An 18,870-nucleotide genomic window follows, 5' to 3' on the forward strand; every position below is an offset into this window, starting at 1 on the left:
TTTGTTTGTAATTTTACATTTTTAATAAAAATCAGTCATTCAATTTTTTTATAATTCCCGTACTTCCGTCAAATTGAACCATATCTCCTGTTTTTAGAATACTTGTTGCCCCTTGTACTCCTACTATGGCAGGGATGTTCATTTCCCGTGAAATAATTGCACTGTGGGATAAAAGGCTTCCCTTTTCTACTATAAGTCCCTTCAATAAAGGAAAAACCATAACCCAGCTTGGATCTGTAGATTTTGTAACAACGATATCTCCGTCTTCAACTTGAGTATCCATAGGATTTAAGACAATTTTTACTTTTCCTTTTATAATTCCTTTGCTACATCCAGTCCCTTGCAAAGTATTTTCATCGAGTTGAGAATTTCCTGCCAAATCTTCATAATAAAAGTTTTCTCCTAGGAATCCTCTTGTTAAAAATCTATCAGGAAGAATTGCCTCTGTTTCGTATTTTTTATATTCCTCTTTTCGCAGTTCTATAAGTTTTTTTAAATCAACATCAATTATTGAGCCGTCAACAAGTCCAAAAATTTCATCGACAGTAAGGTAGAATACATCTTTTTCATTATTTATAAGGTTGTTATTTTTCAGATGTACTCCCATTTTTTTCATAATCTTTCTGACTGTTCCAAAAACCTTTGTCCGTTCATATCTCAAATTTTCCCTTAATCGTATAAATTTTTTCGCATAAAATAAAGTTTTTTTCAATAAATATTTTTTTATAGGATTTATTTTCAGGCTGTCATATATTTTTTTCTGTTCTTCCAATATGTTTCTTTTAGCATGTTCCTGAACATTTTCTGTTATTGAAAGCGAATATATCATTTTTATTAAAAATAAAGGCTCTTCCCTTAATGTTGGTGCTTCCAGTTTCAGTTCGTGGACTGTCCTGTCACCAAATTTTTCCATATATTCATTCAAAGTAGAATTAAATTCTGCATTTTGGGTTAATTTAAATATTTCAATAAGTGATTTTTCGTTTTTGTTTATTATATTTCTTATTTCATCTTTTAAAGATTTGTCATTTTTTATCATAAGGCTCATTTTTTTTATATATTTCGATGGTTCAACACTAATCATGCTGTTTCCTTCTTGAGCAATAAGCGTGTTGTGTGCCTTTTCAAAATCATCTTTTATATATTTTTCAGCCATTTTTTTTGAAAGTCCAAACCAAACCATTACAAGAAAGTCATTTATAATAGGTATTTCCCAGTTTTTCAAAAATTTATTTTCAAGAAACTTGTAATATTTTTTCAGTTCTTTTATATTTTTATTACTTAAATCGCTATTTTTACCATTAAGATTTTCATCAATAATCTTATAAAATTTTTCAGCCTTTTTTTCAATAAGAAACATATTCATAAATAATATAAATCCAGCCTTATATTTTTCCAGTTTATTTCTAAATTTTTCAAAGCCTGTCATTTTCCCTTCAGCTTCCAGCAAATTCTCATTCAGATTTTCTTTGGATAATTCCTTTTTTACTCCCATCATTTGTTCCATAAATTTACTATTGCCTTTAGAATTTGGAAACAGCATCAAAAGTTTATACCAGTTTATCAAGTTATAGTAAACCCGCCCTTTTAGCAATCCAAGCATATTATCATAAATATCCTGATAACTTTCCACAACTTTGGCAGGCACTCCTGTTATTTCTGAGAATCTTTTATAGACGTCGGAATATGCCTTTCTTATAAAGCTGAATGTGAGAGGCAATGTAATTTCAGGATAGCTTTCTACAATATTGCTGTTATCCCATATTATTGTGTTATATGTTTTTTTGTCTGTTTTTTCCAATGTAGTTATAGGTCTTGACTGCAATATATATAGCTTTTCCTTTTCAAATGCCCATTCCATATCCTGAGGCTTTCCATAATATTTTTCAATATTTATGATATTTTCACCTAGTTCACATACTTCACTGTCATTTAATATTTCCTTTTCAATATTTATTTCTTCTGTTTTTATTTTCTTATTTTCAAAATCTAAAACCTGTCTTATTTTTTTAGTTCTTATCTCCTTTTTAATTTCCTTCGTTTTTTTATTATATATAAACAGATCTCCATTTTCATCTCCGTCAACTATGCTTGTTCCCAGTCCATAAGTTCCAGAAATAACGACTTCGTCATAATTATTATTTACAGGGTTTACACTAAATCCAACTCCCGCCTTTTCAGAATTAACCATTTCCTGAATTATTACTGCTGGAACATTTATTTCATTATTTATTTTCCCTTCTTTTCTGTATTTCATAACATGATTTGAAAATGAAGAAATCCAAACTTCCTTTATTTTTTCCAACATATTTTCTTTTTTCACATAAAGGTACGTTTCAAACTGTCCAGCAAATGAAAAATTGCTGCTGTCTTCCTCAATTGAAGATGATCTCACAGCATAATAACTTTCTTCATTTAGTGCATTTTCTATTTCCTTTTCAAATTCTTCCTTAATTTTATGATTTTTTATAATTCTAATTATATTTTCAATTTTTCTTTCGGTATTTTCGCTGAATACAGCCTCCCAATCCTTAATTTCATCATTATTTCCTGCTTCTTGATTATATATTTCAATTTCTTTTAGTATAATTTCCTTAAAATATCTGTTAGTAATGACTGAAAAATGTGGGACATTAAATCCATTGGCAGCAAGTTCAAGCAAATTTTGAGCCTTTTTACCAATTTTTTCCTCAAATACTGTGTTTTCATTATGATTTTTTAGTTTATCAACACTATAAATATATTTCATAATTTTATTTTCCTTTGCTAAAAAATATGTTTATTTTATATTATACCTCATTATGTTTAATTTTAAAACTTTTTTCATAAAAAAAGTTGCTCTCAGTAGAGCAACCTGTATTCAAAAGTTTATAAATTTAAACTCATGAAAACTCAATAAATTTTAAGTTTTGAGTAGAATGTTAATTTGAAATGGCTATAAAATATTTTTATTTTTTAAAACACAGGGAATCCTTGTCCAGCATATTTTTCTTTAATGAACTTTTTAACTTTTTCAGAAGTCATAGCTTTTGTTAAATCCTGTATTTTTTTACTATTTTTATTATCTTCTCTTGCTACAAGACTTACAGCGTATTTACCATTTGTATTTTTTTCAATGAATAAGGCATCTTTTACGTGAACTCCAATTTTTAGCATATGTGATGGCCAGTTAAATGCTAAGTCAGCTTCTTGGTATGCTTGGACTAGTGATGGAATAGGAACTGCCATAAATTTGAAATTTTTCTTTGTGTTAATGACATCATTCAAATTATAAAGTCCATCTTTTGGCTTCAACTCAATTAAACCTTCATCTGAAAGTATTCTCAAGGCTCTATCCTGATTTGTCACATCGTTTGGAATGGCAACTTTTGCTCCATTTGGAATTTCTGCCTTATTTTTGTATTTTTTTGAATAAAAACCTACATAAACATCATAAATTCCTTTAACTTTTACAAGTTTTCCGTTATTTTTCTTATTAAAAACTTGCATAAATGGTTCGTGCTGATGAAAGTTTGCATCAAAGTCTTTGGCATTTAAACCAACATTTGCAGTAACATAATCTGTTAATACAGTAATTTTTACATCATAACCTTCCTTTTTTAAGTCTTCAGCTGCTATTTTCACAATTTCATCCATCGGATATCCAGCTGCAGCTATTCTGATGACATTATCCTTTTTTAAATTTATTCCAACAAATGCTAAAATTAGCACACATATTACAGCTAATGAAATTAATAATTTTTTTGACATTAGTAAATTCTCCTTTTCTTATCTAAATTTTTTGATATTCTGTTTCCAATAATCTGTATCGAAAATACAATGACTATCATTATCGCCACAACCCTGTATACAAGGGCATAGTTGTATTCGTTGTATCCATATCGCATTGCATAGTCGCCAATTCCGCCTCCACCGACAACTCCCATTACAGTAGAGTATGAGATAAAGCTGATAATTGCTGAAGTTAAACCAAGCACAAGGCTGCTTCTCGCTTCAACAAGCAAAAAATGCCACACAATCTGAAATACACTTGCCTTCATTGACAAAGCCGCATCAATTATCCCGCTATTCACATCATAAAAGGATTGTTCTGTAAATCTCGCATACAGTGCCACAGCTACAAAGCAAATTGGAAAACTTGCAGGAAATAGTCCAAAGGCAGTACCAAAAATTAATCGTGTGAGAGGTATCAATATAACTACAAATATTAAAAACGGGAAACTTCTGACTACATTTATATAAATGTTGCATGGAATATTTATAAACTTATTTTCCCTAATTCCGCCTTTATCAGTCAAAAATACAAGAGCTCCTAAAGGAATCCCTAAAAATACCGCACATATTGTAGGAATAAGAACCATTATAAAAGTGTCCTTTGCTGCAATTAATAATTCGCTATCTATCATTTCAGAACCTCCCTCACATAATCGGCATAACTTTTATTTGATTTTTCATAATCCTTCTGATTAACATTGAAAATATCTGTAATTTTACCTTTTTCAATAATTGCAACTCTGTTGCACAGCCTTTTAACAACTTCCAGTTCGTGAGTAACAACTAAAATAGTCGTTCCATATTTTTTATTTATTTCCTCAAATAAATCAAGAATTTCATCTTTTACAGATTTATCCAAAGAAGCTGTAACTTCATCGCAAAGCAGTAATTGCGGATTTGTCACTAATGCACGGGCAATCGCCACTCTCTGCCTTTCACCGCCGCTAAGGGAAGAAATAAATGATTTTTTCTTATCAGACAGCCCGACAAATTTCAAAACTTCTTCAATTTTTTCAGCTGAAAACTTTTTCTTTAAAATTAACGGAAGAACAACATTATCAAAGACATTTTTGTTATACAAAAGATTAAATTCCTGAAAAATATAAGCAATTTCAGTATTCTTTGCAATATTAATTTCTCCTTTATCAGCTTTCAAAATTCCTTGAATAATTCTTAAAATTGTCGATTTTCCGCTTCCTGACTGTCCAATTAATCCAAAGATTTCTCCTTTGTTAATCTTTAAATTTATTTTTAAATCAAAGCCAATATAATTTTTTTCAATGTTTTTAAGTTCTACCATTTCACCTCCAATTATTTTTGTATTTAATTTTAAAATGTAATAACTTCAAAATTATATCATATTTTTTAAAATAAGGGAATACTATTTGAAAAAAAGTAAATTCTGTTTTAAGGAACAGAAATAATGAAAATTTAGTAATTTTTTTCGATATTTTCACGGTTTTCTATTTTTTAGGGGAACAAAAATCGAAAACAAATATTTCCTTGTATTTCACTTTGATATTAGATATAATTTGTGTAGAAAAAATAATTGGGGATTAAATTTAAGGAAAATGGCTTAAAATTAGATTTAGAAGTTAAAAAATATTGTTATTTTAGGAGATTGGCTATGAAGAAGGTTAGAGTTACAATTTCGGATTTTATGAATGAAATTATAAAAAGTGATTCAGAGTATTTTAAAATGCCTGTGGGAAGAATAGGGAACATAATTTTTAAATATTATATGGATAAAAATTTGAATAAAGTGGAATTGGGGAACTTTTCAGGAGAAGTGCTGCAGTTTAACTTGAATAAAAATAATGATGAAATTTTTATGGATACTTTTGTTAGAAGCAGAGTTGAAACTGAGGCTGAATATTGGAGAAATATAATTTTTACGTATATTAATAATTTACGATATAAACGTGAAGAAATATTATTTGAAAAGATTTTTAGGAAAATTAAGGAAGGAATGGAGAGTAAGAGAAAGATAAAAATAAAATATCATAAATATATAAGGCTAGTAAGTCTGTATTTTGTAAAAGTGGCAGATGACGAAAACAGATCTTACTTGTTCTGCTACTGTGAAAAAAATAATGATTATAGGAATTACAGAGTTTCTGAAATAGAAGAAGTATGGTTTACAAATGAAAATATTGAAATAAAAGATAAAAAATATATTGATGATGTGCATAAAAATTTTGCTCCGTTTCTATCGTATAAGAACACAGTTAAAGTTGAATTTACAGAAAAAGGAGTGGAATTATATGAAAAAGTTTTGACAAACAGACCTAGACTTTTAAATAAGAAGGATGGGATTTATATCTTTGAATGTGATAACAAACTTGCATTGGTGTATTTTGCACAATTTTTTTCAAATGTAAAAATCTTAGAACCAATTGAATTACAGGAAAAATTAAAAAATGAACTTAAAAGGACAATAGAAATATATGAAACTGAGGAGGAAAAAAATGTTTAGATTAAGAGGGAGCAGAAGGAGAAAAACAGAGGAAATTATCAAAAAATTTTTAAAAAGTTATGCTCAAAATGAGAAAAGTGAAAATAAAAAGGATTTGAGAAGCTGGTTAATTTTTGAATTGCAAAATGAACTTGCTGATAAAAATATACAGGAAATAGAAAAAATGGCTGATGAACTTATGGCAGGAGTTGAAATTTATTTTGACAAGAAAAAGGAAGTGGAAAAATATCAAAAAGTTGGGATAAGCAGCAGTGATTATGTGGGAGATGTGATACTGGATAAAATTTCGAAAGATGTAATAAATGCGGAAATTGTGGATAGAAAGCAAATTATTAGAGATATGAAGGAAAGCAGTGAAATTTTAGCAAATTACAACGAGGCAATGATATATGAAGCAGCCGCAATAAACGATCCGCAAATAGTAGAAAATACATTGAGTGCAAATAGAGCAAATACCTATGTTGACAATGTAAATTCAGCTATAGGCAAGTCAAATGAGGAAATTTTGTCAGCACTTACAACTAAAACTGGAGAAATAAGCCAAAATCCTAATTTAGATGGATTTATATTTGAAGAACGTCATGCTGGAACGTTCAATATAGATGCGGCAGTTAAAGAAAAAAACTACTATGCAAAGGCACTAAAGCCAGAAATAGGCGAAACTTATGGAAAAAATTCGATTGACATGACAATAGAAGATTCTGGCAAGATTGTAAGAAAATATCAGGCAAAAGCCTATAAAAATGCCAATGAAACTGCAAAATCATTTTATGACAGACAGCAAGGTTACAAATATAAATTTCAGTCAAAATTAGTTCCGTCAGATCAGACTGGAGATATTCCAAATTCAGTAGATAAGATGAAATTTGGAGAAGTGGAAAGTAAAAATATAAGCAAGGAAGAAATAAAAAATATTCAGGAAAAATACCAGTCTGGCGACAAAGAAGCAGTAAAATTCAGTTTTGAAAAAGACGTAGACGCTCTTGCAATAAGCAAACAACTAGGAAAACAGGCTGTAATCAATGGAACTATGGGAGTTGGTATTGGAATGGCTTTGGATGTTGGAATAAAACTTGTTTCTGGAGAAGAAGTGGAAGTTGCTGAAGTAATCGAGGCTGGAGTGAAGACTGGAACTTCAATGGGACTTTCAACAGCAGTTGCTGGAGGAATAAGGGTTGCAGTCGAAAAGAATGTTGTGCCGAAAGTCTTTGCTGGAGTTTTAGCAAATAATAATGCAGTTGGAGCAGTTGCGGCATCTTCAATGGATATTATAGGAACGGCGTTTAAATTAGGCTCAGGTGAAATAAGTCTAGGAGAAGCTACAAAAAGGGTAGGAACATCAGTAGGTTCTGCTTATGGAGCAATAGTTGCTTCAAATGCTGGTTTTATAGGTGGAATGGCAGTGGCTGGAGCAATTGGGCTGGGAGCATTGGGAGTTGCAGGAGCAGTTGTTGGTGGAGCGGTAGCACTTGCGGCAGGAGCAGTATGTGGAATAGTTGGAAGTAAAGTTGGCGGAGCGATAGCCAAAGGAGTGGGAACTATTGCAAAACCTGTAATTGATGGATCAACTGAAATAGTAAAAAAAGGAACAGAGGCAGTAAAAAGCGTTGCAAAAGGAGCATGGGAAGGAGTGAAAGCAGTAGGAACAGCAGTAGCTTCAGGTGTAAAAGCGGTAGGAAGTGCCTTAAGTTCGGCAGTTGGAGCAGTAGGAAGTTTTATTGGAGGATTATTTGGATGGTAAAAATAATAATATCGTTTTAAAATTAAAGTTAAAAAATTCTAATTAAACTCTGTAGTATTAGATTAATTTAATTTTAAATGAGTTAGAGCATATTTATAAAAAATTGAAATAAATGAAAAATCAGGAGGAAAAATGGAAACAAATTTATCAAAGTATTTAAGGGCAAGAAGACCTATAATTTGGGTACACAGTGGAGATTATAAGGAAGTTGACACAATCGTAACGGAAGCGACTAAGGAATATAAAAGCAAGGCGATTTTTGAATACAGGGCCTTTGGAGCTGTGAATTTTGAAACAAAGGTTAAAAGTGATGAGATTATGGATTTGTACAGTTTTTTAAATATTTTATTTTCTGAAGGTGTGAAAACTAATGTGTTTTTGATAATTAAGAATGCAGAAGAAGAAATGAAAGATGCTAAGAATATTGCACTTATAAAGAAAATAGCAGAAACTAGATATTCAAATTCAGATTATAATTTTACAGTAATTGTAGTAACAGAAGCAGAAACAGTACCGAAGGATTTGGAAAAATTTACTTCGATACTTGATATTCCAAACATGACAAAAGACGAGATTGAAAAATATATTTGGAACTTTGCTAAAGAAAATAATGTGAATGTGGATAAAAATGATGTTGGGGAAGTTGCAATTTCGTTAAAAGGGTTGACAAAACTGGAAATAGATCACGTTCTGAATATGATAAATGAATCTAAGAATAATATTTCAATTTCGGGAAGAGATATAATCATTCGTGAAAAAGGACAAATAATTAAAAAATCTTCAATTTTGGAAATTATTGACTTTAAGGAAAAAATAGAAGAAATTGGTGGGCTTGAAGGATTGAAAGAATGGCTAAGTTCTAAGGCACAAGTATTTAGAAGACTGGATGAAGCCAAGAAATTTGGAGTGGATACGCCAAAAGGAGTACTGCTTGTAGGAATGCCGGGCTGTGGTAAAAGTTTGGCAGCAAAAGCAAGTGCAAGATTGTTTAACGTTCCATTATTAAGACTGGATATAGGAAGACTTTTGGGAAAATACGTTGGAGAATCAGAACACAATATGAGAGTGGCACTAAAAACAGCAGAATCAATAAGTCCGTGCATTTTATGGATAGATGAAATAGAAAAAGCATTTGCAGGAATAGATCAAAACGGTGGAGCAAGCGACATAACAAAACGTTTATTTGGACAATTTTTGACTTGGTTACAGGAAAAAGAAAACACGGTATTCGTAGTAGCAACAGCCAACGATATAACAGCCTTCCCGCCAGAATTTCTAAGAAAAGGTCGATTTGATGAAGTATTTTTTATAGATTTTCCAAACGAGGAAGAAAGAGAAAGAATATTTGAAATTCACCTTGAAAAAAGAGGAAAAATGTCAGACGACATAAACTTGAAAGAACTGGCAGAAGAAACAGAAGGCTACTGTGGTGCTGACATAGAAGAAATCGTTAAAAACGCAGTTGAAAATAAATTTATACTAGAAACTGAAAATGAAGAAGATAAGAAAATTACAACAAATAATTTATTAGAAGCAACTAAAAGTATAGATTCTTTATCGAATATTTTATCTGATAAGATAGATGTTTTGAAAAAGAGCTATAAAAAATTCAAAATAAAATCAGCTTCTCAAAAAATAAAAAATGGTAAAAGAATAGCTGGAAGACCAACATTTAAAGATATGGTTATAGTAAATGGAGGAAAATACACACCGTCATTCTTTAACGAAGAAAGAGAAGTTTGCAATTTAGAAGTTTGTAAATATCAGACAACACAAGATATGTGGATGGAAGTAATGGAGAATAATCCATCAGAATTTAAAGGTGGAAGACGTCCAGTTGAGAATGTATCTTGGTGGGATGCTTTGGAATTTTGTAATAAATTGAGTGAGAAACATGGATTAAAACCTGTTTATGATTTAAGTCGAAAAGAAGAAGGAATATTAAGAATACATCAATCAAATGGTAAAATAGAATACCCAAATGTAGTAGATTTTAGAAAAACTGAAGGATTTAGATTGCCAACAGAAGTAGAGTGGGAATGGTTTGCAAGAGGTGGAGAAATTGCGATACAAGATGGGACATTTAATTATAAACATTCAGGAAGTGATAATTTAAATGAAGTTGCTTGGTATTATGCAAATTCAGAAAATCGTACTCATGATGTAGGAGCGAAGAGGCCAAATCAATTAGGACTTTATGATTGTAGTGGAAATATATATGAATGGTGTTATGATACAGGTAGTGATGGATATATATCAGAAAAAACACCATATATATACGATGAAACAGAAGAAAGTAGAGTATTAAAAGGAGGGTCTTGGAATAATTTGAATTATAAAGATATTGAGTATGAAATATTTGAACGATATTCTGATAAAGCTGAGAATAGTCAGAAGTATTATTATGTTCTAAAAGCTTCTTATGGTTTCCGTATTGTTAGAACAATTTAATTTTTATGATTTTTCATTTTTTAGGTTTTGAAACAGGGGGGATTTTGACTAAAAAGGGAAAGAAAATAACGGAAATGGGGAGATTGAGGAGGTTTTGGGATTTATTAAAAAAAGTTTAAAAATGTGGTTGACAAAAAGTAATAAAAGTGTTATAAATAATATGTGGATCGTACTATATCAATGATTTCTTAAATAGAAGTCGATATAGGCTGAAATTATAATTTAAATTAATATAAAGGCTCTCTGTTTGGAGGGCTTTTTTCTATAGACTAAATCTAAAAATTTTTTGAAAAATAAGAAATTATATAGTGTAATTATGTTAAAATTTGATAAAAATAATATAGAAAGGATAGTAAATGGAGAAAAAAACTATTAATTTTATAAATAAAAGGAATTGAAATAAAAAAATAAGATAACCTCAGGGGCAAAGGAATTCTAAGATTTTAATCCTACTCCTATCCAGGAACCCAGCACTAATCCTTCACAAGTTATCTTGTTAAATTAATTATATCATAATTTCATAAAATGTCAAGGACAAGAAGTCAAAAAAAATTCAAAATTTACTTGCAAAATAAAATAAAATATGATAAACTATCTTAGTAATTAAATTAGAAGTAGAAACATTGTTTCTCACCTTTCCATCAATATATTTAGGTTTTGGATTGACTTTCCAAATAAAAATAGAATGATTAGTTCTATTTTAGGATGAGTTGGGTATTAGTTATTTGATATTTTGTAATGAAATGGGTATTTTTATTGTACTGATTTTATTGTGAGATTTATTTATATAATAACTATTGAGCAAGGTTTCTTATATCTTGTTTTTTTATTGTAAAAAAATTAGGAGGTGTTTTTTATAAGAGGAAATAACCGATTTGATGAGCCACGAATGAATGAGCGAATTAGAGTAAGAGAAATTAGAGTTGTTGGTGATGATGGGGAGCAGTTTGGAGTAATGTCTACACGAGATGCATTAGCACTTGCGACAGAAAAAGAACTGGATTTAGTCGAAATTTCACCAAATGCAACACCGCCTGTATGCAAAATTATGGACTATGGAAAATTCAAGTATGAGAAAACGAAGAAAGACAAGGAAAATAAGAAAAAACAAAAAAATATTGTTGTTAAAGAGATTAGAATTAAACCTCATATTGATGAACATGACAAGGATACAAAAATTTCTCAAATTGAAAAATTTATAGCCAAAGAGCATAAGGTAAAAGTTAGCCTAAGACTTACAGGTAGAGAAAGATTACATGCGGAATCTGCTATTAAAGTATTGGATGAGTTTGCAAGTCATTTTGAAGAAATTGCGACAGTTGAAAAAAAATATGGAAAAGAACAGGTTCAAAAATTTATTTTATTATCGCCTAAAAAATAAAGGCAAAATTTAAAAAAGTGAAAAGTGATTTAGGAGGAAAGAAAATGCCAAAAATGAAAACACATAAAGGAACAAAAAAAAGAGTTAAAGTTACAGGAAGTGGAAAAATTTCTTTAAGACACTCTGGAAAGAGCCATATCTTAACTAAAAAGACTCATAAAAGAAAGAAACGTCTAGGACAAGATGTGATCGCTCCAAAAGGTGCTGAAAGAAAAATTAAAAAAGTATTGGCTGGACAAGAAGGAAGATAATTCCAATAATTGTTTTAAAAAAATATTTTTGAAAAAAGTGATTTAGTAAAATTTGTAACTTTTTATTCAGAGGTAAAATAAAAAAAAGCAGTTTAAAACAATAATTAACGGCTTTTTATTTAAAAAATTAAAATTAAAAATCGACAGAAGTTAGTTCTAAAAATAAATAAAGAACAGAAAACGGCTAAAATATTAAGGAGGAAAGAATATGCCAAGAGTAAAAACAGGAATAGTTAGAAGAAAAAGACATAAAAAAGTTTTAAAAGAAGCAAAAGGTTATAGAGGAGCCATAAAAACAAATTATAGAAAAGCTAATGAAGCAGTTAAAAAAGCTATGGCTTATGCAACTGAACATAGAAAATTGAAAAAAAGAAAAATGCGTGAATTGTGGATTATAAGAATTAACGCTGCTGCAAGATTAAATGGAATTTCTTACTCAAGATTAATGAATGGATTAAAAAAAGCTGGAATTGAACTTGACAGAAAAGTTCTAGCAGACTTAGCATTGAATAACCCTGCTGAATTTGCAAAATTAGTAGAAAAAGTTAAATAGTGATTCAAATATAAATAAATCAATACTCAAATGGTGATTTTTAAATTAAAAGCAGCTGTTTGAGTATTACTTTTTTTAAGTTATAAAGTATAGATTCAGAATTATAATTAAAAAAAGAATTTTGATTTTTTATTTAAATAAGAGATTGAGTAATATTTAATAAAAAGTTTAGAATAAAAAAAATTTAAATGAATTAGATTTAATTAAAAGGACTATACTTGTAAATCTTATAAAATAGATTAACTTTAGGTTATGAGATAGCCCTTTTTATATAGGGAAATTAAATAAATAATGTTTTTTTTGGGCTATCTCATAAAATGGTCTTTTATTTAAAAAAACAAATCTCCCTATACAGCCACGAGATTGTTAAACATTGTTTAACTTTCTCTTGACATTAGTATTATAGCATAAAAATTAAAAAAGTCAATAGTGCAAATTAAAAAAAATTAAATTTTTGGGGTATTATTAAATTTGAGTGGTATTTATTGTATCAACTAAAGATTATGGAATTTTACAAGTAATTATAAAATGTAAATTAGGTGATTGTAAAAATAAAAGTGGTAAATATTAAATAACAGCAATATTTATTAATCATAAGAGGTCAAGATTCTTTGTCAGCGATCGTAGAAAAACAAGAAAATCAAGCATAAAAATACTGTGTTTATCAGATTTTTAGACTTTTACAAATGACTGAAATATAAATAATAGGGAGGAAAACATGAACAGAGATTTTGAATTTGGAATAAAAAAACAGTTGATTACGAAGGAAGAACTTCAGAAAAAAGTAAAGGAACTGGGAGTAAAGATTACTGAAGATTTTAAAAATGAAAATGAGCCGTTAATAGTGATAGGACTTTTGAAGGGGTCTATTGTGTTTATGGCTGATTTGATTAGGGAAATAAAATTGCCACTTGAAATTGACTTTATTGAGGCTTCCAGTTATGGGGAAGGGACTCAAAGTTCTAGAGAAGTTAAAATTTTAAAGGATTTAAGAAGTACGATTAGCGGGAAAAATGTTTTGGTAGTTGAAGATATTATTGATTCAGGATTTACGTTAAAAAAAGTATTACAAATTTTGGGAAGCAGAAATCCTAAGAAAATATTACTTTGTACACTTTTAGATAAACCTGAAAGAAGAGAAGTTGAAGTTGATGTGCAATATATTGGATTTGAGATTCCAAATGAATTTGTTGTTGGGTATGGGCTTGATTTTAATGAAAATTATAGAAATTTGGAATATATAGGAGTTGCTGAACCATCAGTATTTGAGTAAGGAGTAAAATTGAAGGGGAAAAATAAAAAATATAAGAAAAGAGATAAAAATTTTGAGAATGAAGATCATAAGGCTAAGAAAAAATATGGTCAGAATTTTCTAAATGATAGCAGTTTGTTGGACGAGATTTTGAATGTGGCGAATATTGATGAAGAAACAGAAGTGCTGGAAATTGGACCAGGTTTGGGATTTTTGACAGAAAAATTAATTGAAAATTCTAAATTTTTGACTGCTTTTGAAATAGATGATGATTTAATCCCATTTTTGAGTAAAAAATTTGAAAACAAGCAAAATTTTGAGTTAGTTCATCAGGATTTTATGGAAGCAGATTTGAAAACTTTTTTTGAGAATAAAAAAGATGTGAAAGTTGTAGCAAATATTCCGTATTACATAACTTCGCCAATTATTAATAAATTGCTTGAATACCGTGAAAATATTGATGAAATCTATTTGATGGTGCAAAAAGAAGTGGCAGAGCGGATTGCCTCAAAGCCACATAGTAAAAATATGAGCCTGCTTACTCACGCAGTACAGTTTTACGCTGAAACAGAATATTTATTTACTGTTCCAAAAGAAAAATTTGATCCTGTTCCAAAAGTTGATTCAGCATTTTTAGGAATAAAAATTTTGAAAGATAAAAAATATGAAAGTCAAATTTCAGAAGAAAAATATTTTAAATATTTGAGAGAAGCGTTTTCAAATAAGAGAAAAAGTATTTCTAATAATTTATCGAATTTAGGATTTTCAAAAGATTTTGTAAAAGAATGCTTGAAAAAAGTTGGCAAAACAGAATTAGCTAGAGCAGAAGAATTTTCTGTGCAAGGATTTATTGATTTTATTGGGATTTTGGAAGGTTAAACTGTCTATATTTTATTGAATAAAAAATAAAAAGTTCTCTAGATCGTGGAGGACTTTTTTAGTTACGTAATAATTTTTTTAGCAAAAAATTTTGTAAATCAAATATTTTTACTTTACAAATAATAAAATAATGAGTATAATATAGCAAATATAAATTGGGAGGAATTTTTTTATGAAAAAAATGGGAATTTTATTGCTTATTGGAGCATTAATGGCAATAAGCTGTAGCAAAGATACTGGAACAAAGGAAGGTGGAAAGGCTGGTACAACAGCTGGAAAGACAGCTGAACAAGGGAAAACTGATTTGAGCAAGGAAACTTCTGAATATAAAAAGTATGTTGAAGGTCAGATTGATATGCTTTTAAAGGATACAGAAAATTTTGCACAATTATTAAAGACTGGGAAATTAGACGAAGCTAAAAAAGTTTATCCACTAATCCGTATGGCTTATGAAAGATCTGAGCCTATTGCTGAAAGCTTTGGAGAATCTGATGTTAAGATAGATTATCGTCTTGTTGACTTTAAGGAAGAATTTAAAAATGAAGAAGGATGGAAAGGTTTTCATAGAATTGAAAAAATATTATGGGAACAGAATACTACAAAAGGAACTGAAAAATACGCAGACGATCTTGTAAACGACATTAAGGAGCTAAAGGCAAAAATCGCCACAATCGAAGTAACGCCTGATTTAATGGTTACAGGAGCGATTGACTTGTTGAATGAAGTTTCAACTCAAAAAATTACTGGAGAAGAAGAAGTGTTCTCACATACTGATTTGTACGACTTTAGAGCAAACATCGAAGGAGCTCAGAAAATTTTTGAACTGTTCAGACCTAAATTAGAACAAAAAGATGCTAAGCTTGTAACAACTTTAGATACAGAATTTAAAGCAGTAAACCAGCTTCTTGACAAATATATGACAGATGACAAAAATTATAAATTGTACACAGAATTGAAGCCAGAAGATACAAAAGCTCTAGCTGAAGCAGTTACTAAACTTGGGGAACCTTTATCGCAAATGGGAATCGTAATAGACGCAACTCCTAAGAAATAATATACTTATTCGGTAACTAATATGTTTAAGTATTATTGAATAGGGAATTAATTCCCTTTGTTAAAATTAACATTTAGATTATTGAACACATCTAAATAAAACTTACAGTATAAAAAGAGGTAAAATAATGAGTGATGAAAATGATAAAAAATGGTTTGATAAAAAAATATCACGTCGTGATTTTTTGAAAAAAGCAGGAATGGTTGGAGCAGGTGCTGCAATTGGAGCGAGCGGAGCGGGTGCAATTTTTGCAAATATGTTTAGCAGCAAGGCAAATCAAGTTGTTGGAAATGAAGGAATCTCATTTTATGGAGAACATCAGTCGGGAATTGCTACTCCTGTTCAAAAAAACGTCTATTTTGCGGTATTAGATTTACATTCTACGGACAGGGAAGAAATAAAGCAGATGTTTAAGGACTGGACAGATTATTCTGAAAAACTTATGAAAGGTGAACTTGTAGCACCAGAACTTGCAAATCATCTAGTTCCTCCGATAGATACAGGAGAAACAGTGGGATTAAATCCATACCGTTTGACAATAACTTTTGGAATAAGTCCGTCTTTTCTAGATAAATTGAAGATGGATAATAAGAAAATGGAAGAATTTAAGAATTTGCCACATTTTCCGAGAGACCAGATAAAGGACAAGTATAAAGGTGGAGATATTTGCATTCAGGCTTGTGCAGATGATGCTCAAGTGGCATTTCACGCTGTGAGAAATCTTGTTCGTAAAGGACGTGCCTTAATTACTCTAAAATGGACCCAAGCTGGTTTTTTACCAATTGGTAATGGAAAAGAAACTCCAAGAAATCTTTTTGGATTTAAAGATGGAACGGAAAATCCAAAAAATAATAATGATTTTAAAAATGTTGTTTGGTATGATAAGAATAATTGGCTGAAAAATGGGACTTTTCTTATTGTAAGACGTATTCAAATGCATCTTGAAACATGGGATAGAACTAATTTACAGGAGCAGGAAAATACGTTTGGAAGGTATAAAGAAAGCGGGGCTCCCTTTGGAGAAACAGATGAATTTGCAACAATTGACATAAATAAAAAAGGACCAGACGGAAAACCAGTTCTACCAATTGATTCACATGTTTATCTTGCCAAAAAAGCTGACGTTAAAATAGCACGCCGTGCCTTTTCTTATTCTAACGGAATAGATGAAGTGAGCGGACAGTTTGATGCGGGACTGCTATTTATATGTTTCCAAAAACATCCTGATCAATTTATAAAGATTCAGAACAGCCTAGGAAACGATGATAAACTGAATGAATATATTACTCACGTCGGAACAGGAATTTTTGCTTGTTTTGGAGGGATAAAGAAGGGAGAGTACATTGGGCAGAAATTATTTGAATAAAAAAATAAGTACAATGCTATTTTTGTGCTTTATGCTATTCTTCGTGAATATTATTGCAGAAGAAAGCTATAGCGGACTTTACATAAAAATTACAGACACAACAACGGCAATAAAAAATAATAACCAAAATGAAGCAAAAAAACTTTTTTCTGAAGTAAGAGATGAATTTAAAAAGGTTAAAAATGCTGATTCTACGCAAGGGAAAAAGGTACAGGAACTTTTAAATAAAGAAAAAGCTGTATTGTCAGAAGATGACCTGAGAGAAGTTACAACAGCACTATTAGCTTTTGAAAAAGAGCAGAATCCTGTTGACGATAATGCGGAAAAGAAAAAGTTTCAGTCAAGAATGAATCCTGCTTTAGATATGCTGGAAAAAGCAATTCAATCTAAAGATGTGGAACTTATGAAAAAAGAATATTTGAAATTTAACGGTGTCTGGACAAGAAATGAAAGTTTTATAAGAAGCAGAAGTATTCCTTACTATGGAAAAGTGGAAACTGCAATGTCGTTTTTGAGAAGCTCTATGGAAGTGGAGCCATTTGATTATGACAACACAATCAATTCTTTTAATGACTTGAAATCAACAATACAAGACTATTTAGATGGCAAGAAGATAGAAAATAATGTTTCAAGCACAATTACACTAAAAGAAGCTGTAGATATGTTGAAAGATGCGTTGGAAGCTTTTAAAAATGGAAATAGATCTAAAGGTCAGTCAAAAGTGAAAGAGTTTATTCAGGTATGGCCTACGGTTGAAGGCGATGTAAGTACGAGAAATTCAGCTTTATATACAAAAGTGGAAACACAGACTCCAATAATCATGGTAAAAGGTAGCGAAAAAGAGTATCAGGAACAATTACAAGGATTAATTACAGAATTATCACAAATTGATACAAAAGCACAATATACATTTATTGATGCAATGTTTATACTTCTTCGTGAAGGTGTGGAGGCACTTCTTATCGTTCTGGCATTGGTAAGCAGCCTGAAAGCTGCAAATCAGAAAAAGGGATTGCGTTGGGTTTATGCAGGAGCTGCTGCCGGAATTTTTGCAAGTGTGGTAATAGCATTTGCTCTTCAGGCTTTATTCCCTGCCGTATCTTCAGGAACAAACCGTGAAATTTTGGAAGGATTTGTAGGAATTTTTGCGGTTATAATGATGATTGGGATTGGATTTTGGCTGCATAGTAAATCATCCTTAAAATCTTGGAAAGATTATATTGACAGAAAAATGGATATTGTATTAAGTACAGGAAGTTTTGTTTCAATGTTTGTACTTAGTTTTCTTGCGGTATTTAGAGAAGGGGCAGAAACAATATTGTTTTATGTAGGAATTTTACCATTAATTTCATTGCAGAATTTGATTATCGGTATTGTAAGTGCGATATTGATACTAATTGTAATTGCACTTGTTTTAATATATGCTTCTTCAAAAATAAAAATACATCAAGTGTTTTTTGTACTTACGTGGACAATTTACTTCCTTGCATTTAAAATGCTTGGAACAAGTATTCACATGCTGCAAGTTGTAGGGATTTTACAGTTACACGTAGTTCATTTTATACCTACAATGGAAATTTTGGGAATTTATGCAAATATGGAAGTATTTATTAGTCAATTAATTTTAATTGTGATTATCGTGATTGCTGCATTGATAAAAAAGAGAAAAGATAAATAAAAATTTTAAAAGAT

At 30.2% G+C, this 18,870-nt stretch carries 15 protein-coding genes; 11 read left to right on the forward strand and 4 right to left on the reverse strand.

Going from position 1 to position 18,870, the window contains the following annotated elements; all coding sequences use genetic code 11:
• Nucleotides 1-31: 31 nt before the first annotated feature.
• The 4 genes from FVE73_RS03855 to FVE73_RS03870 form a co-directional block, all read right to left on the reverse strand.
• A complete protein-coding gene (locus FVE73_RS03855; protein WP_018498689.1) occupies nucleotides 32-2,749 on the reverse strand; it encodes a PEP/pyruvate-binding domain-containing protein in 2,718 nt (905 codons plus the stop codon).
• A gap of 206 nt (nucleotides 2,750-2,955) precedes the next feature.
• Complete coding sequence (locus FVE73_RS03860; RefSeq protein WP_018498690.1) at nucleotides 2,956-3,750, reverse strand: MetQ/NlpA family ABC transporter substrate-binding protein; 795 nt, start codon at nucleotides 3,748-3,750, stop codon at nucleotides 2,956-2,958.
• Nucleotides 3,750-4,406 (reverse strand): methionine ABC transporter permease, encoded by a 657-nt coding sequence (locus FVE73_RS03865; protein WP_018498691.1) that lies wholly within the window; start codon nucleotides 4,404-4,406, stop codon nucleotides 3,750-3,752. The genes FVE73_RS03860 and FVE73_RS03865 overlap by 1 nt, the downstream gene beginning before the upstream one ends.
• A complete protein-coding gene (locus FVE73_RS03870; RefSeq protein ID WP_018498692.1) occupies nucleotides 4,403-5,074 on the reverse strand; it encodes an ATP-binding cassette domain-containing protein in 672 nt (223 codons plus the stop codon). The genes FVE73_RS03865 and FVE73_RS03870 overlap by 4 nt, the downstream gene beginning before the upstream one ends.
• A 327-nt stretch (nucleotides 5,075-5,401) precedes the next feature.
• On the opposite strand from FVE73_RS03870, the gene FVE73_RS03875 reads away from it, so the two are divergent.
• From FVE73_RS03875 to FVE73_RS03925, 11 genes are all read left to right on the forward strand, one after another.
• A complete protein-coding gene (locus FVE73_RS03875; RefSeq protein ID WP_018498693.1) occupies nucleotides 5,402-6,250 on the forward strand; it encodes a WYL domain-containing protein in 849 nt (282 codons plus the stop codon).
• A complete protein-coding gene (locus FVE73_RS03880; RefSeq protein WP_018498694.1) occupies nucleotides 6,243-7,991 on the forward strand; it encodes a hypothetical protein in 1,749 nt (582 codons plus the stop codon). Before FVE73_RS03875 ends, FVE73_RS03880 begins: the two co-directional genes overlap by 8 nt.
• A gap of 132 nt (nucleotides 7,992-8,123) precedes the next feature.
• Nucleotides 8,124-10,442, forward strand: a complete 2,319-nt coding sequence (locus tag FVE73_RS03885; protein ID WP_018498695.1) for an SUMF1/EgtB/PvdO family nonheme iron enzyme — start codon at nucleotides 8,124-8,126, stop codon at nucleotides 10,440-10,442.
• 889 nt (nucleotides 10,443-11,331) lie between these two features.
• Nucleotides 11,332-11,823, forward strand: a complete 492-nt coding sequence (gene infC, locus FVE73_RS03890; RefSeq protein WP_018498698.1) for a translation initiation factor IF-3 — start codon at nucleotides 11,332-11,334, stop codon at nucleotides 11,821-11,823.
• Nucleotides 11,824-11,867: 44 nt separating this feature from the next.
• The gene (gene rpmI / locus FVE73_RS03895) at nucleotides 11,868-12,074 is read left to right on the forward strand and encodes a 50S ribosomal protein L35 (protein WP_018498699.1); all 207 of its coding nucleotides are present in this window, start codon (nucleotides 11,868-11,870) and stop codon (nucleotides 12,072-12,074) included.
• A 208-nt stretch (nucleotides 12,075-12,282) separates the two neighbouring features.
• Nucleotides 12,283-12,627, forward strand: a complete 345-nt coding sequence (rplT, locus tag FVE73_RS03900) for a 50S ribosomal protein L20 (RefSeq protein ID WP_018498700.1) — start codon at nucleotides 12,283-12,285, stop codon at nucleotides 12,625-12,627.
• Between the two features lie 718 nt (nucleotides 12,628-13,345).
• Nucleotides 13,346-13,900 carry a hypoxanthine phosphoribosyltransferase gene (gene hpt, locus FVE73_RS03905; RefSeq protein WP_018498701.1) on the forward strand — a complete coding sequence of 185 codons (555 nt, stop codon included), beginning with the start codon at nucleotides 13,346-13,348 and terminating at the stop codon, nucleotides 13,898-13,900.
• 9 nt (nucleotides 13,901-13,909) lie between these two features.
• Nucleotides 13,910-14,758 carry a 16S rRNA (adenine(1518)-N(6)/adenine(1519)-N(6))-dimethyltransferase RsmA gene (gene rsmA, locus FVE73_RS03910; RefSeq protein WP_018498702.1) on the forward strand — a complete coding sequence of 283 codons (849 nt, stop codon included), beginning with the start codon at nucleotides 13,910-13,912 and terminating at the stop codon, nucleotides 14,756-14,758.
• A 172-nt stretch (nucleotides 14,759-14,930) separates the two neighbouring features.
• Entirely contained in the window at nucleotides 14,931-15,812 is an 882-nt protein-coding gene (efeO, locus tag FVE73_RS03915) for an iron uptake system protein EfeO (RefSeq protein ID WP_018498703.1), read from the forward strand.
• 127 nt (nucleotides 15,813-15,939) lie between these two features.
• Nucleotides 15,940-17,178, forward strand: coding sequence for an iron uptake transporter deferrochelatase/peroxidase subunit (efeB, locus tag FVE73_RS03920; RefSeq protein WP_018498704.1), 1,239 nt, complete (start codon nucleotides 15,940-15,942; stop codon nucleotides 17,176-17,178).
• Entirely contained in the window at nucleotides 17,156-18,856 is a 1,701-nt protein-coding gene (locus FVE73_RS03925; RefSeq protein ID WP_018498705.1) for an FTR1 family iron permease, read from the forward strand. Before efeB ends, FVE73_RS03925 begins: the two co-directional genes overlap by 23 nt.
• The last annotated feature ends 14 nt before the right edge of the window (nucleotides 18,857-18,870 follow it).

The organism is Leptotrichia wadei (genome assembly GCF_007990545.2).
In the GTDB taxonomy this organism is placed as follows: domain Bacteria; phylum Fusobacteriota; class Fusobacteriia; order Fusobacteriales; family Leptotrichiaceae; genus Leptotrichia; species Leptotrichia wadei.